This window comes from Gordonia sp. 852002-10350_SCH5691597 (assembly GCF_001665715.1).
GTDB classification, from domain to species: domain Bacteria; phylum Actinomycetota; class Actinomycetes; order Mycobacteriales; family Mycobacteriaceae; genus Gordonia; species Gordonia sputi.
Genome location: NZ_LZMO01000172.1, coordinates 1 through 20273, shown reverse-complemented (window position 1 = coordinate 20273; position 20273 = coordinate 1). Strand labels below are relative to the sequence as shown.

Genomic DNA, 20273 nt, shown 5'->3' with positions numbered 1-20273 from the left:
AATTTTTGTCTCTGCGCCTGCTCTAGTCGGCCCGGGGGTGGCGACGGTACGCCGGGTTCTGGGGGTTCTGATTCTGCGGGGCCGGGTTCTGCTGCGCGGGCTTATCACCCTCAACGCCGACGGCCTTACGCGCCGCATCCTGGGCCTTGTCGACCTTGTCGGCGTACTTGCCGCCGGTCGCCTTGTCGATGGCGTCGCCGCCCTTGTCGATCAGGCTCGGGTTACCCCGCAGCGCTTCCTTGGCCTTGTCCACGAGTCCTTTGAGATCCATGTCTTCTCCTCGTCACCGCTCTGCGTCATCGCTGTGCGGGTCGGGTTCGCGCAGCCCGGTCGGCCACGTCACAGTGCCGTCGAGTCTAGGACCATCGAGGCGGTGAGGCTATGACCCCGCAAGGCCGGCCGCGGCGACCTCCTCGGCTTCCATACGGGCAGCCTCCTGTTTCGCGACGATGCGCGGCCCGACGCGCGACATGATCTCGACGGCCACGATGCCGACGGCCGCTGAAACAAATGCAACCGAGTTCATCTGCCAATTCGACGAGTCGAGTTTGAACATGTGCTGGGTGAACGGCCACGAGAAGATCAGCACGTATGCGCCCGCGGACACCGCGATCAACAGCACCTTCCACCACGTGTACGGACGCGCGACAACGGCCAGGACGTACACCGCGATCGCGATCAACGTGATCAGCGTTGCTGTCGCAGCCTGTGTCTGGTGCGGCGATAGTTCCACCGAGTCACCGCCGAGCGAGTTACCCGACCCGCCCGGATTGACGATCAGATAGGTGACGAATGCGCAGAGTCCGACGATGATCCCGTTCGGCACCGCCTGAGTCAGCACGCGTCGCACGAATCCGGGACGTGCCCGTTCGTTGTTGGGTGCGAGCGAGAGGATGAACGCCGGAAACCCGATGGTGAACCACGCCGCGATCGTCACGTGGATCGGCTGGAACGGGTAGCTGATCGACGGCGTGCCGAACAGCTTCGCGCCGAGCCCTGCGATACCCACGAACAACGCCAGCAGCACCGCGTAGACGGTCTTGGTGAGGAACAGGTTGGAGACACGCTCGATGTTGCCGATGACCCGACGACCCTCACCGACAACATAGGGCAGCGTCGCGAACTTGTTGTCCAACAACACGATCTGGGCCACCGATCGAGCGGCGGAACTCCCAGATCCCATCGCGACGCCGATGTCTGCGTCCTTGAGTGCGAGCACGTCGTTGACGCCGTCGCCGGTCATCGCCACGTTGTTGCCGTCGGACTGCAGCGCCCGCACCATTGCCCGCTTCTGGTCGGGCCGCACACGCCCGAACGTAACACCCTCTTCGACGGCGTGCGCGAGTTGGTTCGGTTCGGTCGGCAGTTCGCGCGCGTCGACGGAGGTGTCGGGTGAGCCGAGGCCGAGCGACTCCGCGACCGCGCCCACCGAGCGGGCGTTGTCGCCGGAGATGATCTTGACGGCAACGTCCTGCTGCTCGAAGTAGTCGAGGGTTGGACGAGCGTCGGAACGTACCCGCTGCTCGAGCACGACGAGTGCGACGGGGGTCAGGTGCCCGGGCGTCGCCGATCCCGCGTCCGGTTCGGAGTCGACGGCGACGTCGAGTTGCGCCAGGAGCAGGATGCGTAGGCCCTGTGACCCCAGGTCGCTCGCGACGCGTGCGGGTTCGGACTCGTCGTCGAGCAGCACGTCGGGCGCACCGAGAACCCAGTTGCCCTCGTCGTGGCCGTCGGCATCCACGAACGACATGCCGCTCCACTTCTTGGCGGAGGTGAACGGTTCGACGGCCGACGTCGACCAGTCCGGCGCGTCGTCGTATGCCTCGCCGATGGCCTGCATGCTCGCGTTGGGGCTGCGATCGTTCTTCGCCAGCGCCGCGAGCACGCGCTGAGCACGTGTCCGACCCTCGGGGCCATCGCCGGAGCCGTCGGCCTTCACGTCGTCGACACGGCCCTCGTCGTCGATGATCCGCAGCTCCGACAGACGCATCCCGTTCTCGGTGAGGGTGCCGGTCTTGTCGGCGCACACGATGTTGACGCGGGCCAGGCCTTCGATCGCGGGCAGTTCGTTGACCAGACACTGCCGCTGCCCGAGACGGATGACCCCGACCGCGAACGCGATCGACATCATCAGCACGAGTCCCTCGGGAACCATCGGCACGAGCGCAGCCACCATGCCCAGCAGCGACGCACGAAGTCCGTTATTGCTGATGAACAGCTGGTTGACGATGGTGAGCAATCCGGCGGGAATCAGCAGCCAGGTGATGACCCGCAGGATCTGGTTGATCCCCGAGCGCAGCTCCGACTTGACCAGCGTGAACTTCGACGCCTCTGACGCCAACTGCGCCGCGTAGGCGTCGGCGCCGACCTTGGTCGCGCGGTAGGCGCCGGCCCCCGATACCGCAAAGCTCCCCGAGAGCACCTTGTCGCCGACGGATTTGTCGATGGGATCTGCCTCGCCGGTCAGCAGCGACTCGTCGACATCGAGGACATACGACTCGACGATCTCGCCGTCGACCACGATCTGATCGCCGGCACCGATCTCGATGATGTCGTCGAGTACCACCTCGTTCGGCGGGATCTCGGTGACCTCGCCGTCACGTCGCACACGCGGTTTGGCCTGTCCGACGATGGCGAGTTTGTCGAGGGTCTTCTTGGCGCGGATCTCCTGGATGATGCCGATGCCGCTGTTGGCGATGATCAGCAGACCGAACAGTCCGTTGATGAGTGACCCGGTGAAGACGACGATCGCGAACAGCACCCCGAGGATGGCGTTGATCCGGGTGAAGACGTTGGCCTTGATGATGTCGCCGACCGAGCGCCCCGAGCGGTCTGGCATGTCGTTGACCTTGCCGTTGGCGACGCGCTGTGCGACCTCGTCGGCGCTGAGGCCCCGCTCGGGTGCCTCTGTGCTCTGCTCGCTCACGCCGAGGTCTCCCACCATGTGGGTATGCGCAGTCCGGTCCCGGTCCGCGCGGTGACGTCGATGGTGCCGCCGGGCTGCGGCACGACGACGGATGTGTTGTGTCGCGCGGCCGCGGGCAGCAGGCGCGTGATGGGATCGGCCCACGAGTGCCGCGCGAGACTGAACGTTCCCCAGTGAATGGGTAGGAAGACCGAGTCGGTGCCCGATTCGCCCGACACCATCCGATGTATCGCGACGGCTTCCTCCGGATCGACGTGCACCTCCGGCCACGACGGGTCATATGCGCCGACGGCGATGAGCGTCAGGTCGAACGGACCATGCCGTGCGCCGAGTTCTTCGAACCGCTCGCTGTAGCCCGTGTCTCCGGAGAAGAAGAATCGGTGCTCGGGTCCCACGACGGCCCAGCTCGCCCACTGGGTGAGGTTACGGGTGAGTCCACGCCCGGAGAAATGCCGGGCCGGCCCGCAGAAGAACTCGAGTGTGGTTGCTCCGCGCGTGACCGAGACGCTCTGCCAGACGTCGGCCTGCCGGATGCGGTCACCGGGGATTCCCCAGCTCACGAGGTGCGCTGCGACACCGACAGGTGTGACGAACACCGCGTCGGGCGATGAGTCGGCCACGGCGACAACGGTGTCCATGTCGAGGTGGTCGTAGTGATCGTGACTGAGCAACACGACGTCGATCTGCGGGAGGTCGGCAACCGTGACGGGCGCCGGATGCAGACGGGCCGGTCCCACCTGCTGCCAGGGGGAACACCGTTCGCTGAACACCGGATCGGTGAGGATGCGGGTGCCGTCGAGTTCGACGAGCGCCGACGCGTGCCCGAGCCAGGTGACCGTGAGTTTGCCGGGCTCGGCGTCGAATCGTGGCACGGTGACAAGGACGGGTCGGCTCGGCTTGCCGGGGCCGCGAGCCATGTCGAGCGCGACCTGGAAGTCGGCCGCCACACCGAATGACGACGGTTCGGGGTTGACGAAGGCGCCGTCGACGAGATACTCCGACGACTCGACGTACGGTCGGATCGCGTCGCGGTCGGCGCCCAGCGCGCGAGCGGCCGGCAGTCCCGCTGCCGACAATGCGCCAGTCGCCGAATCGGCCACCCGTACCCCGACGTCGGCGAGACGACTGATCATGAGCGGGGATCCCTGCCTCGTAGGGAATTCGGTGTCCGGCGAGAACTCCTTGCGACCATTCCGCCAGACTATCGCCTTCGGCCCCGGATCAATCGGACGCGCGTGAAGGCCACTTCAGCGCACAATTGTTCACTGACCGATATCGACCCTGATAGGCTTCCGTCACCTATCTGTTTCAACCGGGGAGTGAGCGGTCCGTTGGCTCGGATGTCCGTCGACGACAGGCGCACAGCGCTCGTCGAATCCGCATATCGCGTGATCGCCGATCACGGCGTCGAAGGCGCAACGACGCGACGCATCTGCGCGCATGCCGGGATGCCACTGGCGAGTTTCCACTACGCGTTCGAGAGTCGCACCGCGTTGCTCTGGGCAGTGATGGAAAAGGCTGTGCCCGAAGACGTTTCGCTGATGCTCGAGTCGCTGCTGCCGGTGGGCGAATCGTCGGCGGTCGGCGTCGAGGCGATGCGTACCAAGATGTTCGAGCAACTCGACGCGTTCTACATGATGCTCAAAGCCGACCCCGGGCGGCTCCAGGCCACGATCTCCCTCGGCATCTACGCGCACAATCATCCCGAACTGCAGCCTGCGGGCAAGCAGATGTACGAGCATCTCTATGCACTTGCGGCACAAGGGCTTGCTGCGGCGGGCGAGCAGGCGCAGATCGACTGGCTCACGCCGGTTGATCGCATTGCCCCCGTGTTCATCGCCAACATCATCGCGATCACCCTGGTCTACCTCTCGACAGCCGACGACAGCGCTCTCGGCGCCATCACGTCGTCGATGGTGCGTGACGTCATGACGCACGTCGCGCCACGCTGAGACGGTGATGCCGAGTGGCGCAACCGCGCCACGGCACCGACACTGGATCAATGCGTGATGTGTTGCCGGTGGTGATCGATCGTCTCAGTCGTGGGCCGGTCGCCGTTGCTCGCATCATCGACACGAGTGGCCCGACCCCGCGTGGTGTCGGCGCCGCGATGGCTGTCACCGCCGACGGAGAGGTCATCGGGTCGGTCTCGGGCGGCTGCGTCGAATCCGCGCTCGTCCACACCTGCTTGAGCGTGCTCGACGATGGTTGTGCCGTCGTCGAGCACTTCGGCATTGCCGATGCCGACGGAATCGAAATCGGCCTGACCTGCGGCGGAACACTGGAGGTCTTCGTCGAACGTGTCGACTCCGATCATCGACGCGCTTTGGAAGAACTCGCCGAACATCTCGCGGCGGACCGTCGAGTCGCCTGGGCGACCACCCTCGGCATCTCCCCCGAATGGCACATCACGACGTCGGCACGCGAACCGTGGCTTCGGCTCGGCCGCGACGTCGCCGACCTCCTCGCGTCGGGACGTACCGGCATCATCGGCGTCGACGACTGTGACGAGCCCGCGGAGTCGGGCGGCGACCGTCCGCGCACGTTCGTACAGACCTTTGCCCCTCCCGCACGGCTGATCCTGGTGGGCGCCAACGACTTCGTGCGTGCCACGAGCAGCATCGGGCGCTCACTCGGCTATCGGGTGACCGTCGTCGACGCGCGCCCGGTCTTCGCCACCCGCGCTCGATTCCCCGATGCCGATGAGGTAATCGTCGACTGGCCGCATCGCTACCTCGAGTCCGAGATACGCTCCGGCGCAGTCGATGCCACCACCTCGATCTGCGTCATGACGCACGACCCCAAGTTCGACGTCCCGACGCTTCGCGTGGCTCTGACCGATTCCGGCGCAGGGTTTGTCGGAGCACTCGGCTCCCGGCGGACGGTAGCCGATCGCAACGAGCGCCTCGTCGAATCCGGCGTCACGGCAGCGCATTTGAGTCGCCTGCGATCGCCAGTCGGACTCCACCTCGGGGGACACACGCCCGCCGAGGTCGCCGTGTCGATTGCCGCGCAGCTGATCGCGGATCGACACGCCGCATCGGCTGCCCCACTACACACGACGTCGGGTCCGCTCCATCTCTGAAGCGAACCCGACGTCGTCAATTCTGCCCGTGGCGCTATGCGTCCTTCTTCGACGCATCCGAGGACGAGCTCGGTGTCGCCGTCGCCTCTTCGGTTGTCGCAGCGGGGATGTCGGAAGTCATCGACATCACGTCCTGGGCGGGCAGGACGTGCTCACCGGTCTTGTCGCACGACAGCGCGAGCGAGCTGATGTACTGCTTCTCGCCGTTCGGACCGGGCACCGCCGAAGCGATCATGTCGGGTCGCTCGAACTCGATGTTGGTGACGCAGCACAACAACTTCTCGTCGGTGGGGTTGCCGTGCTCGTCGTACATCGGGATGTCGATGCCGTCGTCGACGCGACGCAGGTAGTACTTGCCCTTGGTGGCGATCGCGAAGATCGGCGGCAGGACGATGGCGAGCACAAGTGCCACCAGCGGCGAGTACGGCTGGATGGCATCACCAAAGACGTGGAAGTACACCAGGATTGACGCACCTGCCGAGATCAGGAGTGAGCCGAATCCGACCGGGTTGACGCTGTGGATCATGCCGCGACGGAACTCCGGCTGCTTCGGCGAGATACCCAGGATGTACTTGTTGATCACGATGTCCGACGCGACGACGGCGATCCAGGCGATACCGCAGTTCGCGTAGAAGTTCAGCAGGTTGTTGAGGAAGCTGAACATGTTGGCTTCCATCAGCACGATCGCGATCGCCACGTTGAAGAACAAGAACACCAGGCGTCCGGGGTAGGTCTTGGTGACGCGCGTGAATGCGTTGGTCCAGGCCAGCGAACCCGAGTAGGCATTGGTGACGTTGATCTTCACCTGGCTGATCACCACGAGGATCACGGCGAGGGTCAGAGCCAGCCAGTGCGGCAGGAAGTCCTGGTAGATCTCGACGAACTGATGGACGGGCTGGTTCGCGATGCCGGCGTTGTCGACACTGATTCCGATCAGGTACACGGCGAGGAACAGACCGACGATCTGCTTGATGGCACCGAAGAACACCCACCCCGGTCCGGCGATAAGCGTTGCGGACCACCACTTTCGCTTGTTGTCGGGGGTGCGGGGCGGCATGAAGCGCAGGTAGTCGACCTGCTCGGCGATCTGTGCGATCAGGGACAAACAGACACCGGCTGCGAGCATGGTTCCCGCGAAGCTGACGCCCTTCCCTGCCGGGTTGCCGTCGCCGTCGATACCACTGAACGCGAAGAAGTCACCGATGGCCGACGGATGCTTGATCACCAGGTAGATGAATGGCAACACCATCATGACGAGCCACAGCGGTGTGGTCCACACCTGCAGTTTGGCGAGCGTGTTCATGCCGTAGATGACCAACGGGATGACCAACAGCGACGAGAGAAGATAGCCGAGCCACAGCGGTATGTGCAGACCGAGTTTGAGGCCCTGCGCCATGATCGAGCCCTCGAGGGCGAAGAAGATAAAGGTGAACGACGCGAAGATGACGTTCGTCAGCACCGAGCCGTAGTAGCCGAAACCGCTTCCGCGCGTTATGAGGTCGAGATCGATGTTGTACCGCGCGGCATAGAAGGCAAGCGGGTAACCGGTGATCACGATGACAACAGCGAAGAACAGGATGCCCCACAAGGCATTTCCGGTTCCGTTGGCGATGCCGATGTTTGCGCCGATCGCGAAGTCGGCGAGGTAGGCGATACCGCCGAGCGCCGAGATGGCGACGACGCCAGGACCCCATTTGCGGTAGCTGCGGGGGGCGAAACGAAGTGTGTAGTCCTCCAGGGTTTCACGCATGGCCGCGGCCTGCGCACCTGTGGCGATGATGCTGTGTTCGGCGTTCTCTATCTCGCCGACCTCGTCGGCGACCTCGCCGATGGGTTCGTGATGCTTATCGGTGGCCATCGGCCCTCCTGCGTGATCCGAGTTACAGACCGGCCAAACGTACGGAGGCCATGTTTCAGCGAGTTACTCGGAATGTTTCACACAGGAAAACTAGACATCCCAGCCACGACCGTTCGACGATGCGCCCGCAGACGCACCGTCGACGACGAAAAGTGTTGTCCGATCTACTTTCCCGTGAACTCCGGCTTTCTCTTCTCGGAGCGGGCGGCGCGCCCCTCGAGCAGGTCTTCGCTTTCCCACGCGCGACGCATCGCGGCCTGACGGTCGGCGGGGGCGTCGTTGCGCGCGCCGTCGCCGTTGAGTACCAACTTGTAGTGCTGCAGAGTCAAGGGTGCGAGATCGGCGATGGTCGCCGCCCAGTGCTGGGCGTCGGTGAGGTCGCCGATGCGATTGGCGAAGCCGAGCGCGTGCGCGCGGTCGGCCGACAACGGATCGCAGCCGATCAACATGCCGCGTGCCTGACCGGCGCCCACAAGCGAGACGAGGCGTCGAATTGTCCACTCGTCAACGGCAACACCGAGTTTCGCTGCCGGGATACCCGCAAGTGCGTCGGGAGCCATCACCCGAAGGTCGGCCGCCATTGCCAATTGCAGTCCCGCGCCGAGTGCCGAACCGTTGAGTGCAGCGATCACGGGCACGGGCACCGACTCGATCTCGCGCAGCGTGGCGATGAGCTTCTCGAGGAACGCGGGGTCGTAGACGGGGCCGGACAGGTCGGCACCCGCGCTGAATACACTGCCGCGGCCGGTGACCACGATTGCCCTGCTGCCCGCGTCGACGGCGTCGGCGAAAGCCTTCGCGAGACCGTCGACCATGTCCTCGTTGAGTGCGTTGCGCTTGTCCTGGCGATCGAGCTCAATCGTCGTCACCGAACCTTCTGCATGCGAGTGGATCATGCAGGAGAGACTACCCAGCCCTGCCGTTTTCCGGCGGGCACACTGGAGAGGTGTCGAGTCCGTCGCTGTCCTCCGAGTCCGCAATCCCCGATGTGCATGAGTCCGTCGCGCAGGAACCCGACGCGTTCGGCGATGTCCTCGTCATCGGTGGCGGCCAGGCGGGACTGTCGGCGGCCTACTTTCTGCAACGCTTCGGCCTCGGCGACCGCTACCAATTGCTCGACCATTCCCCGCGCCCCGGCGGTGCGTGGCAGTTCCGATGGCCGACGCTGACGCTGTCGGGCACCAACCGTGTGCACGACCTACCCGGATACGGGCTTGCTGAAGCGGTGGGTATCGACCGCGGCGAGTTCCCTGCGTCGTCTGTGGTTCCCGAGTATTTCGCGAAGTACGAGAACAGGTTCGGGCTACGGGTGCGTCGACCCGTCGACGTACGTTCCGTCGAACGTGACGGCGAAGGGTTCCGGGTGACGCTCGGTGGTCGACTCCGCGGACGAGAGATCGCCGCGCGCACACTCATCAATGCCACCGGAACGTGGGAAAGGCCGTTCATCCCCCACATACCCGGAGCTGCAGACTTTCGCGGCAGGCAACTGCACACGCACGACTACACCGGCCCCGAGGAGTTCGCCGGTCAGCGCGTACTGGTCGTCGGCGCGGGCATCTCGGCGGTTCAGCTTCTGATCGAGATCGCTCGACGCGCCCCCGGCGTCCAGACATTCTGGTGCTCGCGCACCGAACCGCGCTTCGATTCGAATCCCTTCTCACCCGAACTCGGTCGCCAAGCCGTGGCGCGCGTCGAACGTCGGGTTCGCGCGGGACTACCGCCGACGTCGGCGGTCTCGGTGACCGGACTCGCACTGACACCGACCATCGAAGCGGCGCAGCGAGACGGAATCCTCGACAACTGGCGACCGATGTTCACCCGCATCACCGAGACCGGCGTGTGCTGGGACTGTACTGGCGGGGCCGACGGCGATCGCGCGAATGGCGGCAGCCCGGTGGCTGCGGGCGAACAGCTCGACGTCGACGTCATCTTCTGGAACACCGGATTCCGAAGTGCGCTCGATCATCTGTCACCTCTCCATCTGCGCGGACCGGGAGGCGGAATCGTCATGACCGGACGCCTCGCCACCACCGTTGCAGACGACCCACGCATCCAATTGCTCGGCTACGGACCATCGGCGTCGACGATCGGCGCCAACCGCGCGGGTCGTGAGGCAGCGCGCAACGTTTTGGAGATTCTCGACGCCCAACCTTGACAAGTTGTTGTGTTTTCCCAACACTATGTAGTGTGAGTCCAGTACGGCGGGGAGAAAAGCTCCCCATCTACAACCGCATCGGAGTTCTACGCGCCGAGCGGCGGATGTCGCGTGCCGACCTGGCAGCACTCGTCGGCATCAACGTCCAATCCGTCGGTGCGCTCGAGCGCGGCGACAACTACCCGAGCCTCGACCTCGCGTTTCGCATCTGCGACGTCTTTGACCTCCCCGTAGAAGCGGTGTTCAGTCGCACCGAGTTCTCGGCGATGTCGGCCGAGCTCTATGGCAGGCCCGCGGGTCGCGCGCAGGAAAGTTCGGCAGATACATCCACTGCAACTCCATCCACGTCCACTCCACACACGTCCACGGAGGTGTGACCGATGCACGATCCCAACTCGGCAATCCCCGACGAGGCCAAACCCGCGGTATGGCTGCGCTACGACGAGTGGCGCGGCGAGCGACATCGACGGTTCAACGAGCGTCACGCGCATCGGCTGATCGGTTGGCGCAGGAGAAAGGTCTACCGACGTCTCGTGGTCGCGCAAGGCCTGTGTGTGCTGCTTGTCGTTGTCGGTGCGCTCGTGGCCTTCGTGTCACGACAGTGGTTCGTCATACCCCTCGCGGCAGGCATCGTCGGTGCGCTCATCTGCCAACGCCTGGTGCGGATCGTCACCGGTTCCATCGGGGATGCACCGGTCTCCGCACTCGATGAAATTCAACTGGCGCAGCGCAATTCGGCTCGATCGATTGCGTACTTCACGCTGTTCATGCTGATGTTCATTCCCTACGTGCTCCTCGTCGTCCTCGGCGGGTTCGACGAGGTGAAAGGCCAGTACGTCTACGGCACCGGCATGCTGCTGATCGCTCTCGTCCTCGTCGCCGCGTTCATCCCGTCGATGCTGACCGCGTGGTGGATGGCCGACGCCGACCCCGAGGATCTCGAAGTCTCGTACGCCAGTCCCGAGACCGTCACTGATCCCAAGAACATCACCAACTCGAAGGCCAACACGGGAAGGAACCCGTCATGAACGCAGGAGCGCTCACCGTAGACGGACTGTCCAAACGATATGGCGACGTGGTCGCCCTTGATGACATGACATTCACCGTCGCACCCGGAGAGATCTTCGGCTTCGTCGGCAGTAATGGCGCAGGCAAGTCGACGACGATGCGCATCATTCTCGGTGTGCTCGAACCGGATTCGGGTCGGGTGACACTCGGTGAAGCGCCGATCGATCTCAGCACGCGGCGTCGAATCGGGTACATGCCGGAGGAGCGTGGGCTCTATCCCAAGATGAAGGTCGGCGAGCAGCTGGTGTTCCTCGCGCGTCTTCACGGAATGAGTGCCGACCAGGCCACCGAGAGTGCACGGCGCTGGACCCAGCGACTCGGCGTCGACGAACGATACGACGACAACGTCGCCGACCTCTCGCTCGGCAACCAGCAACGCGTACAGCTCGCCGCGGCGCTGGTCCACGATCCGGACGTACTCGTCCTCGACGAGCCGTTCTCGGGCCTCGACCCGGTGGCCGTCGACGTGATGAGTGATGTTCTGAAAGAGAAAGCGGCCGAAGGCATTCCGGTGATCTTCTCGTCGCATCAGCTCGATCTGGTGCAGCGATTGTGTGATCGGGTCGGCATCGTCGTCAAGGGCAGAATGCGTGCGCTCGGCGCCGTCGACGATCTCCGGACGCGTGCTGGCGTGATCCTCGAGGTCGACGGTCCTGAGTCGACGACGCGCTGGGCCGACGACTGCCCGGGAGTGCTGGAGGCCGAATACCAGCCGGGCGGTGCGCGGCTGCGCGTCGACCCGACGACGCTCGACGACCAGGCAGTACTCAATCGCGCATTGACACACGGGCCGGTACACCGCTTCGCGCGGACAACACCCGACCTGACCGAACTCTTCCGAGAGGTGGTGACGGCATGACCTCCCACAATTCCACTGGCAATACAACGTCCACCGGCGCGAGTGCGCTGCAATCGATTCGACTTGTGGCACAACGCGAAATCGCCACGCGCGCCAAGACGCGATCCTTCATCATCAGCACCGTCGTGTTGATGCTCGTGATCGTCGTCGGGCTGATTGTCTGGAAGGCGATCTCCGGCGGCGGGACCGACCCGGAGCGTGTCGGCGTCGCAGGCGACAGTTCCCTGTCGACGACGATCGGCCAGGTGGGCGAGGCCAGCGGCACGCCGATCACCGTCGTATCAATCGCTTCTGGTCCGGATGCGTTGTCGCAGGCGCGCAGCAGCGTCGAATCCGGTGATCTCGACGCCGCGGTGGTGCGGGGTTCCGGTGAGTCGTATGCGATCGTCAGCAAGACGGGGTTGTCGGACTCGCTGTCGGGTGTGCTGCGCGGGTCGATCCAGCAGCACGAGTTGACCCAAGGCCTCGCGGCCCGCGGTGTCGACGCGGCGTCGCTGCCGACCCCGACGGTCACCACCGTACAAACCACCCCGGACAAGCCTGACAAGGCGCAGCGGATCGTGATCGCACTCGTCGGTGCGATTCTGCTCATCACAGCAATCATGCTGGGCGGCAACATGATCGCGGTCGGAGTTGTCGAGGAGAAGACGTCGCGGATCGTCGAACTGCTGTTGGCGACGGTCAAGCCGCTGCACCTGATGTGGGGCAAGATCCTCGGGATCGGTGCCGTTGCGCTCGGGCAGGTGGTGATACTCGGGCTGACCGCTCTGATCGCGGGGATCGCCACCGGGATGTTGACGATCGCCGGTACCGCCATCTGGATGTTCCTCGCGGTGCTGGTGTGGTTCCTACTCGGATACCTGTTCTTCGCAACGCTGTATGCCGCTGCGGGAGCACTGGTTTCGCGCCAGGAAGAACTTGGCTCGACGATCATGCCGCTCACCGTGCTGTCGATGGCCGTGATGTACGCGGGGATCTTCGGCGTGCAGTCGCTGCAGTCGACGTTCATCGAAGTGCTGACCTGGATTCCGCCGTTCTCGGCCGTACTGATGCCGATCCGGATCGCCACCGGCGACACCAACGCCATGCAGATCGTCGTCACGTTGATCCTGATGATCCTGGCCTGCGCCGCCGCGACCTGGTTCGCCGCGCGCATCTACCAGCGCTCGATCCTGCGCACCGGCAGCCGCGTCAAGTGGTCCGAAGTGCTCTCGATGGCGCGCTAGGGGCGGGGTTGGCGTCGGCGCCCGGGGCCGAGCACCCCGGGCCTCGGGCCCCGGCCGCGCAGAGTCCCGGCCCGCGCAGAAACCAGGGGAAGGGGTCTTTCCGTCAGAAACTGACCTCTCCTCGAGAAACAACACGAGCAAAGACACGAAACCCGCGGAAAGAACCCTTCCGCGGGTTTCTGCCCAGCTGAGAGGCTCGACGCCGAGGACCAGCACCACACCCCCACCCGCAGATACCCGGGGACGAACACCACCAACCCAACACCCCCGCCCGCAGAAACTAGGGGAAGAGAACTTTCCCCCAGAAACCGACCTCTCCCCGAGAAACAACACGAGCAAAGACACGAAACCCGCGGAAAGAACCCTTCCGCGGGTTTCTGCCGGCCGGGCCAGACGCGAGGGCCAGCGTCAGGCCGCGGCAGGTACCCCGGCGCCCTCGCTCGACGTGTCGCCGCCCTCGGCGGTCGGGGCCGGGCCGTGCGGCACGAAGTCGCGGCTGCGGATCAGCAGCAGCGCGGCGAGGCCGCCAACAACGGCGACGGCGCCGCTGATCCAGAACAGCGTGTTGAGGGCGTCGGCGTAGGCGGCGTGTTTGCCGCCGGCGGGGTTCTCGCGGAACGACGAACTCAGCTTCGAGCTGAAGGCGGTGCCGTAGACCGCGATGCCCACGGCGATGCCGATCTGCCGGAACGTGGTGTTGATGCCCGACGCCATGCCGGAGCGGTGCACGTCGACGACGCCGACAGCGGTCGCGGCGAGTGGCGGGTTGACCAGGCCGCTGCCGATACCCGCGATGATCAGGCCGGGGATAAGGTGCGTCCACGACGAGTTCGCGTCGAGACCGGCCATCACGAACAGTCCGACGCCGACGATGAGCAGGCCAGGTCCGATGAGCCAGCGCAGCGGCATCTTGTCCGACAGTCGGCCCGCGATCGTGGCGCTCACCATCGTGCAGCCCGACATCACCAGAAGCCTCAGGCCCGTCTGCAACGCCGAGTAGCCGAGGCCCTCCTGCAGGTAGAGCACCACGTACAGCAGCATCGCGAACAGCGAGCCGTTCATCGTGAAGGCGGCGATCAGACCGCCGGTGAAGGTGGGAATCCGCAGCAGTGAGAGGTCGAACATCGGCTCGTCGACACGCAATTCGATGATCACGAACGCCACGAGCAAGACCGCGGCGACGATGAACGAACCGACGACAAGGCTGTCGCCCCACGAGCGCTGTCCGGCCTCGGTGAGTCCGTAGACCAGAGCGACGAGACCCGCGGTGAATGTGACGACGCCCGGCCAGTCGATCCGACGAGCATGAGGCGAGCGCGACTCGTCGACCATCTTCCACGTGACGAACAGGGCGGCGATGCCGATGGGCAGATTGACCAGGAAGATCGCACGCCAGCTCACACCGGTCGTCAGCACGCCGCCGAGGATCGGGCCGAGTGCCGTCGAAATGCCGGTGACCGCACCCCACGCGCCGAAGGCGACGCCGCGTTCACGGCCGTGGAAGGTCGACGCGAGAAGCGCGAGCGACGTCGAGAACAGCATCGCGCCGCCGACACCTTGCAGTGCGCGGGACACGATCAGCATGACCGGGTCCTGTGCGACGCCGCAGAGCAGCGAGCCGAGTGTGAAGATCACCAGACCGATCGAGAAGATTCGACGTCTGCCGAACTTGTCGGCGATCGATCCGGATGTCAGCAGCAACGAGGCCAGCGCGAGCGCATACGCGTCGGTGACCCACTGCAACTGACTGAAACTGGCGCCGAGTGCATGTTGAATGTCGGGAAGTGCGACGACGACGATCGTGACGTCGAGCAGCAACATGAATGTCGCCGCGCAGACGACGACAAGCGTCCACCATTTACGTTCCATGAGTGTGTACCTTTCGAGGATTTCGCCCGAATCCGGTGCGTCAACGCACCTCAGGCGGTATGAACCAAGTGTGATCCCACGATCGGTCGGCGTCGCCAGGAGACCCTGATTCCGTAAGATTCATGACATGGGAGCCACAACCTCGCCAGAATCCTCCATTCTCGACGATCTGGATACGAGAATCGCTCGCGCCATCCAACTGTCGCCGCGGGCCTCGTTCCGCGAGATCGCCGACGTCCTCGGTGTGGCCGAACAGACGATTGCCCGACGCTATCGCCGACTACGACGCGATGGCCTCCTGCGCGTCACCATGGCCACCGATCCTCGTGCCCTGGGTAACTCGACGTGGGTCGTGCGTGTGCGGTGTCGACCGGAGGGAGCCGACGGTATCGCCGGTGCCTTGGCAGCGCGAGACGACGTCTCATGGGTATCCATCTACGAGGCCGGCTGGGAGATCGTCTTCAATCTGCGCGCAGCCGATCCGCACGGCGGAATGGAGCTCCTCACCCGCACACTCCCCAAGGCTGCACCCGTTCTCGACGTACGACCGGCCGCGGTGCTCCACACATTTGTCGGCGGGGCACCGACGGATTGGGAGGGCTGGCATGATGCGCTCACCCAGACGGAGGCGGACGCACTTGGGAGAACACGCATTCCGCGTGCACCCGGCCGCGCGCCGTCGTCGACGACGACGATCGATCGCACCGACAGAGCGATCCTCGACGTGCTGACCCGCGACGGTCGGACGTCGTATACCGACCTCGCACGCGCAGTCGGTTCGACGCCGGGCAAGGTGACCCGACGCGTCGAGCAGCTCGTGTGGTCGGGCATCGCCTACTTCGACGTCGATCTCGCCACGGCCGCGTTAGGGCGCGATGCGATCGCGATCTGGCTGACAGTGCACCCCCGACATCTGGCAGCGACCGGCGAGGCACTCGCAGCTCACCCCGCAGTGCCGTTCGCGGTTGCTGTCACCGGCGCGGCCAACATCACGGCCAGTGTGATGGTGCACGACACCGACGAGCTGTACTCGTTCGTCACCGATGTCCTCGGAACTCTCGACGGGATCACCTCGTACGAATTGCTCCCGCTACTCTCGCGCGTCAAGAACGCGGGTTCGCTCGTGAGCGGGGATCGCCTTGCGCCACCGAGGGTTTCGGCGTCTCAGAGCTCGCCAAAGCGTCGAAGTGCCTCTTCGCGTTCGGCTTTGTGATCGACGATCGGTTCCGGGTAGTCGTCGGTGTCGAATTCGGGAATCCAGCGTCGAATGTAGTCGCCGTCGGGATCGAACTTCTTGGCCTGCGTCTCCGGGTTGAACACCCGAAAGTACGGTGCCGCATCGGTTCCCGTGCCCGCGGCCCACTGCCACCCGTGCTGATTCGACGCCATATCGCCGTCGGTGAGTTGGTCGAGGAACCACTTCGCACCCCACCACCACGGCAGGTGCAGATCTTTCACCAGAAACGACGCGGCGATCATGCGCACCCGGTTGTGCATGAATCCCGTCTCGCTCAGTTGGCGCATCCCCGCGTCGACGAGCGGGAAGCCGGTTCGTCCCTCACGCCAAGCGTCGAAGTGCTTCTCGGCGGACTTTCCGGTATCGAGTGCGATGTCGTCGAACTGGTCATTCCAGTTGTGCCACAGACTCTTTGGCCAGTTGTAGAGCACATCGGCGTAGAAGTCGCGGAATGCCAGCTCCCGCAAATATGCCTGCGCCGACTGCGACCTACCGAGGTCGGCGGCCATCGTGCGCGGGTGGATGTTGCCGAACTTCAGATACGCCGACATCCTGCTCGACACGTCGAGATCTGGCCTGTCCCTGTCGGACTCGTAGCCCGACAGGTCGTCGTCGACAAAGGTGCGCCACCGCTCGAGTGCCGCGTCTTCACCGGCAGGCAGGTCCAGCGTCGTGGGTGCCGCCGGAATCCTGATACGACCGGAGGGGTGAATGTCGCTGGGATTCAGGATGTTCGACGGCGCTTCGGTCTTTGCCGGCGCACGCCAACCGTGGTCGCGCCATGCTCGGAAGAACGGCGTGAAGACCTTGTACGGTGTGCCGTCGGACTTCGTCACCCTCCCCGGCGAGACAAGGTAGGGCGAGCCGACGGGTTGCCACGTCGCGCCGGATTCTTCGAGTGCAGTGACGACGGCATCGTCTCGACGTCGCCCGAACGGCGAGAAGTCCTCGCTCACATGCACCGAACCCGCTCCGACGGCGTCGACCAGTCGTGGGATCTCCTCGTCGGGGCGTCCACGCACGACGAGGAGTTTGCCGTCGAGCTTGGCGTCGAGTTCGCGTAGCGAGTCGTAGAGAAAGGCGAGTCGTCGCTCGCCTGAAGAGGATTCGAGACGTGGGTCGAGCACGAAGCAGACGAGAACCTCGCGATTGCCGTCGCCGATCGCTTCGCCCAGTGCCGGGAGATCCCCTAGTCGCAGATCACGCCGCAGCCAGCACAACGCCGGTGCATCGACATCCGATGCACCGGCGTTGTTGCGTTGCGAGGCGATCTAGCCCACACCCAGCAGGTCGATGACGAAGACCAGTGTCCGTCCGGACAACCGGTGGCCCGCACCCTCCGGCCCGTAGGCCAGCGCGGGTGGCACGGTGAGGCGACGACGACCGCCGACCTTCATGCCCGGGATTCCCTGCTGCCAGCCGGGGATCAGCCGATCGAGCGGGAAGTTGGCCGACTGACCACGGTCCCACGACGAGTCGAACTCTTCACCCGACTCGAAGTCGACGCCGACGTAATGCACGTCGACGACGTCGCTCGGCTTTGCCTCATCGCCGTCGCCGACGATGATGTCTGCGATCACCAGCTCACTGGGAGCGGGACCCTCTTGGAACTCGACTTCTGGCTTCTCGGTACTGGTCACGGGACTCTCCTTTGAGTCGGCTGGTGGTCAGGTCGAAGCGTCGAACTCAGCGGTCGCCCATCGTGACGTAGTCACGCTCTGGGTAACCGGTGTAGAGCTGACGCGGTCGGCCGATCTTGGTCGCGGGATCTGTGTTCATCTCACGCCAGTGCGCGATCCAACCCGGCAGACGTCCGAGTGCGAAGAGCACCGTGAACATGCGGGTCGGGAAGCCCATGGCCCGGTAGATGACGCCGGTGTAGAAGTCGACGTTCGGGTAGAGCTTGCGCGAGATGAAGTAGTCGTCGTTGAGGGCGACTTCTTCGAGTCCCTTGGCGATATCGAGCAGATCGTCCTGGACGCCGAGCGATTCGAGGATCGTGTCGGCGGTCTTCTTCACGATCGCTGCGCGCGGATCGTAGTTCTTGTAGACGCGGTGTCCGAAGCCCATGAGCTTCACACCGTCTTCCTTGTTCTTGACCTTGGTCATGAACGCCTTGGTGTCGCCACCGGAAGCCTTGATGTCTTCGAGCATCTCGAGCACGGCCTGGTTGGCGCCACCGTGCAGCGGGCCCCAGAGTGCGTTGATGCCGCCCGAGATGGACGTGAAGAGGTTGGCCTGCGATGAACCGACCAAACGCACGGTCGACGTCGAGCAGTTCTGCTCGTGGTCGGCGTGCAGGATGAACAGCATGTCGAGGGCCTTGGCGACCTCGGGGTTGACCACGTAAGGCTCGGCCGGGAAGCCGAAGGTCATGCGCAGGAAGTTCTCGACCAGCGACAGCGAGTTGTCGGGGTAGAGGAACGGCTGACCCGCCGACTTCTTGTAGGCGTAGGCCGCGATCGTCGGCAGCTTGGCGAGCAGACGGATCGTCGACAGTTCGACCTGCTCGGGGTCCTTGGGATCGAGCGAGTCCTGGTAGTAGGCACTCAGTGCGTTGACTGCGCTCGACAGCACCGGCATCGGGTGTGCGTTGCGCGGGAAGCCGTCGAAGAATCGCTTGAGATCCTCGTGCAGCAGGGTGTGCCGCTGGATCTTGTTGTTGAACTCTTCGAGCTGGCTCGGAGTCGGCAACTCGCCGTAGATCAGCAGGTAGCTGACCTCGATGAAGGTCGACTTCTCTGCCAGTTGGTCGATCGGGATACCCCGGTAGCGCAGAATGCCTGCTTCTCCGTCGATGTAGGTGATCGCGGATTTGCAGGCTGCGGTGTTGACAAAGCCGCCGTCGAACGTCGTGAGATTCGTTTCTGCGAGGAACTTGCCCAGCGCAACCGAATCACTGCCCGCGGTGGCCTTGAGAATGGGAAGCTCGAGCTGCCCACCGGGGTAGATGAACGTCGACGAGGCGGTATCCGATGCCGAGTCGGCGGGAGCTGTTTCAGCGGACACTCCAAAACCCCTTTACTCAGGTATGAGACCCACAGGTACATGTGACGCACTGTGAGTCGGACTCTCCGTTACTAAACGTAGTCGGTTATCGACATGCGCGCCCACGGAGGGTGCATTGACGTTGGTCAACCGTAGCCGAATACCGCCTGACCTGCGCCTTGATCACGGGGCATCGAGCTCGCTCGCCCACGGAGGGTCGGCTCCGGGACGCGAAACGGTCACCGCGGCGACTCGTGCCGCATAGTCCGCGGCTCGTAGCCAGTAGTCGGCGTCGCGCGACCGCACTGCGGATGCGGACAAATCACCCGACTCGTCGAAGAAGTGGAGTAACCCTCCGAGCACACTGTCGCCCGCCCCGATCGTGTCGACGACGGTGGTCTCCGGAGCCTGCGCCAGCACAGTGAATTCGCTTGTGCGAACGGAGATTCCGTCGGCTCCATGGGTGATCACGACGGCCCCCGCGCCCTCGCGAAGCCAGTCGTCGACCGACGAGCCGTCGGCTCCGTCGCCGAGCCAGTCGACGTCTTCGTCGGACAGTTTGAGGACGTCGATCATGGGTACCCAGTCCAGGAATCGTCGGCGGTAGACGTCGGGTTCGTCGATCACGGAGGGTCGGATGTTCGGGTCGAGCGCGACGAGACGCCCGGCGTCGTGAGCTCGACGCATCACCAGCTCGTAGACGCTCGCACCCGGCTCGAGGACCATGGACAACGTTCCGAAGCACGCCGCGGAGACGGTCGCGGCGAAGTCGCCGGGCTCGGAGACCAGGCGGTCGGCGGTGCCCTCCACATAGAAGGAGTAGTGCGCTGCGCCGTCGGAGCCGATCGTGGCCAGTGCGAGCGACGTGGGTTCGGAGCGACGTTGGACCAGCGTGGTGCCGACACCCCCGGCACTCAGAGCAGCCACGATGGCGTCGCCGTAGGTGTCAGTGGAGACCGCGGAGCAGAACGAGACGGCACTACCGAGCCTGCCGAGGGT

Annotated in this window: 18 protein-coding genes; 8 read left to right on the top strand and 10 right to left on the bottom strand. The window is 64.5% G+C overall.

The genetic code is table 11. From position 1 onward, the window contains the following. Positions 1 to 22 precede the first annotated feature (22 nt). The 3 genes from A5777_RS12090 to A5777_RS12080 form a co-directional block, all read right to left on the bottom strand. The gene (locus tag A5777_RS12090) at positions 23 to 271 is read right to left on the bottom strand and encodes an antitoxin (RefSeq protein ID WP_064862820.1); all 249 of its coding nucleotides are present in this window, start codon (positions 269 to 271) and stop codon (positions 23 to 25) included. A gap of 108 nt (positions 272 to 379) precedes the next feature. Further along, positions 380 to 2944, bottom strand: coding sequence for an HAD-IC family P-type ATPase (locus A5777_RS12085; RefSeq protein WP_197502367.1), 2565 nt, complete (start codon positions 2942 to 2944; stop codon positions 380 to 382). Next, positions 2923 to 4059 carry an MBL fold metallo-hydrolase gene (locus tag A5777_RS12080; protein WP_064862819.1) on the bottom strand — a complete coding sequence of 379 codons (1137 nt, stop codon included), beginning with the start codon at positions 4057 to 4059 and terminating at the stop codon, positions 2923 to 2925. The genes A5777_RS12085 and A5777_RS12080 overlap by 22 nt, the downstream gene beginning before the upstream one ends. 207 nt (positions 4060 to 4266) lie before the next feature. Between A5777_RS12080 and A5777_RS12075 the strand changes: the two genes are divergently transcribed. Beyond that, a complete protein-coding gene (locus A5777_RS12075) occupies positions 4267 to 4878 on the top strand; it encodes a TetR/AcrR family transcriptional regulator (protein WP_064862818.1) in 612 nt (203 codons plus the stop codon). Between the two features lie 50 nt (positions 4879 to 4928). Further along, on the top strand, positions 4929 to 6011 hold the full coding sequence (locus A5777_RS12070; RefSeq protein ID WP_064862817.1) for an XdhC family protein: 1083 nt from the start codon (positions 4929 to 4931) through the stop codon (positions 6009 to 6011). Between the two features lie 34 nt (positions 6012 to 6045). Here A5777_RS12070 and A5777_RS12065 read toward each other — a convergent pair whose 3' ends face one another. Continuing rightward, positions 6046 to 7869 (bottom strand): purine-cytosine permease family protein, encoded by a 1824-nt coding sequence (locus A5777_RS12065; RefSeq protein WP_005209308.1) that lies wholly within the window; start codon positions 7867 to 7869, stop codon positions 6046 to 6048. A gap of 164 nt (positions 7870 to 8033) precedes the next feature. After that, complete coding sequence (locus A5777_RS12060; protein ID WP_064862816.1) at positions 8034 to 8765, bottom strand: enoyl-CoA hydratase; 732 nt, start codon at positions 8763 to 8765, stop codon at positions 8034 to 8036. 92 nt (positions 8766 to 8857) lie between these two features. Here A5777_RS12060 and A5777_RS12055 point away from each other — a divergent pair, with 92 nt between their 5' ends. From A5777_RS12055 to A5777_RS12035, 5 genes are read left to right on the top strand one after another with little or no spacing between them, the layout of a single operon-like run. Then, positions 8858 to 10027: an NAD(P)-binding domain-containing protein gene (locus A5777_RS12055; protein WP_156529362.1), complete on the top strand. Its 1170-nt coding sequence runs from the start codon at positions 8858 to 8860 to the stop codon at positions 10025 to 10027. A gap of 32 nt (positions 10028 to 10059) precedes the next feature. Beyond that, a complete protein-coding gene (locus A5777_RS12050; protein ID WP_005209301.1) occupies positions 10060 to 10404 on the top strand; it encodes a helix-turn-helix transcriptional regulator in 345 nt (114 codons plus the stop codon). Positions 10405 to 10407: 3 nt separating this feature from the next. Continuing rightward, on the top strand, positions 10408 to 11055 hold the full coding sequence (locus A5777_RS12045) for a hypothetical protein (RefSeq protein WP_064862815.1): 648 nt from the start codon (positions 10408 to 10410) through the stop codon (positions 11053 to 11055). Further along, positions 11052 to 11954 (top strand): ABC transporter ATP-binding protein, encoded by a 903-nt coding sequence (locus tag A5777_RS12040; protein WP_005209297.1) that lies wholly within the window; start codon positions 11052 to 11054, stop codon positions 11952 to 11954. The genes A5777_RS12045 and A5777_RS12040 overlap by 4 nt, the downstream gene beginning before the upstream one ends. Further along, complete coding sequence (locus A5777_RS12035; RefSeq protein ID WP_064862814.1) at positions 11951 to 13180, top strand: ABC transporter permease; 1230 nt, start codon at positions 11951 to 11953, stop codon at positions 13178 to 13180. Before A5777_RS12040 ends, A5777_RS12035 begins: the two co-directional genes overlap by 4 nt. Positions 13181 to 13588: 408 nt before the next feature. On the opposite strand, the gene A5777_RS12030 is transcribed toward A5777_RS12035, so the two are convergent. Next, positions 13589 to 15049, bottom strand: a complete 1461-nt coding sequence (locus tag A5777_RS12030; protein ID WP_064862813.1) for an MFS transporter — start codon at positions 15047 to 15049, stop codon at positions 13589 to 13591. 127 nt (positions 15050 to 15176) lie between these two features. Here A5777_RS12030 and A5777_RS12025 point away from each other — a divergent pair, with 127 nt between their 5' ends. Beyond that, on the top strand, positions 15177 to 16262 hold the full coding sequence (locus tag A5777_RS12025; RefSeq protein WP_064862812.1) for an Lrp/AsnC family transcriptional regulator: 1086 nt from the start codon (positions 15177 to 15179) through the stop codon (positions 16260 to 16262). Here A5777_RS12025 and A5777_RS12020 read toward each other — a convergent pair. From A5777_RS12020 to A5777_RS12005, 4 genes are all read right to left on the bottom strand, one after another. Continuing rightward, positions 16214 to 17497, bottom strand: coding sequence for a cryptochrome/photolyase family protein (locus A5777_RS12020; RefSeq protein ID WP_039857048.1), 1284 nt, complete (start codon positions 17495 to 17497; stop codon positions 16214 to 16216). The genes A5777_RS12025 and A5777_RS12020 overlap by 49 nt on opposite strands. 60 nt (positions 17498 to 17557) lie before the next feature. Beyond that, a complete protein-coding gene (locus A5777_RS12015; RefSeq protein WP_005209292.1) occupies positions 17558 to 17926 on the bottom strand; it encodes an FKBP-type peptidyl-prolyl cis-trans isomerase in 369 nt (122 codons plus the stop codon). 46 nt (positions 17927 to 17972) lie between these two features. After that, positions 17973 to 19295 carry a citrate synthase gene (locus A5777_RS12010; RefSeq protein WP_005209290.1) on the bottom strand — a complete coding sequence of 441 codons (1323 nt, stop codon included), beginning with the start codon at positions 19293 to 19295 and terminating at the stop codon, positions 17973 to 17975. Between the two features lie 162 nt (positions 19296 to 19457). Then, the coding region (locus A5777_RS12005; protein WP_064862811.1) for a PfkB family carbohydrate kinase at positions 19458 to 20273 on the bottom strand (816 nt) is incomplete at its 5' end.

Bases quoted from the DNA above. Each gene is read 5' to 3' on its own strand.
- A5777_RS12090 (WP_064862820.1), bottom strand. From the start codon at position 271: ATGGATCTCAAAGGACTCGTGGACAAGGCCAAGGAAGCGCTGCGGGGT.
- A5777_RS12085 (WP_197502367.1), bottom strand. From the start codon at position 2,944: ATGGTGGGAGACCTCGGCGTGAGCGAGCAGAGCACAGAGGCACCCGAG.
- A5777_RS12080 (WP_064862819.1), bottom strand. From the start codon at position 4,059: ATGATCAGTCGTCTCGCCGACGTCGGGGTACGGGTGGCCGATTCGGCG.
- A5777_RS12075 (WP_064862818.1), top strand. From the start codon at position 4,267: ATGTCCGTCGACGACAGGCGCACAGCGCTCGTCGAATCCGCATATCGC.
- A5777_RS12070 (WP_064862817.1), top strand. From the start codon at position 4,929: ATGCGTGATGTGTTGCCGGTGGTGATCGATCGTCTCAGTCGTGGGCCG.
- A5777_RS12065 (WP_005209308.1), bottom strand. From the start codon at position 7,869: ATGGCCACCGATAAGCATCACGAACCCATCGGCGAGGTCGCCGACGAG.
- A5777_RS12060 (WP_064862816.1), bottom strand. From the start codon at position 8,765: ATGATCCACTCGCATGCAGAAGGTTCGGTGACGACGATTGAGCTCGAT.
- A5777_RS12045 (WP_064862815.1), top strand. From the start codon at position 10,408: ATGCACGATCCCAACTCGGCAATCCCCGACGAGGCCAAACCCGCGGTA.
- A5777_RS12040 (WP_005209297.1), top strand. From the start codon at position 11,052: ATGAACGCAGGAGCGCTCACCGTAGACGGACTGTCCAAACGATATGGC.
- A5777_RS12035 (WP_064862814.1), top strand. From the start codon at position 11,951: ATGACCTCCCACAATTCCACTGGCAATACAACGTCCACCGGCGCGAGT.
- A5777_RS12030 (WP_064862813.1), bottom strand. From the start codon at position 15,049: ATGGAACGTAAATGGTGGACGCTTGTCGTCGTCTGCGCGGCGACATTC.
- A5777_RS12025 (WP_064862812.1), top strand. From the start codon at position 15,177: ATGGGAGCCACAACCTCGCCAGAATCCTCCATTCTCGACGATCTGGAT.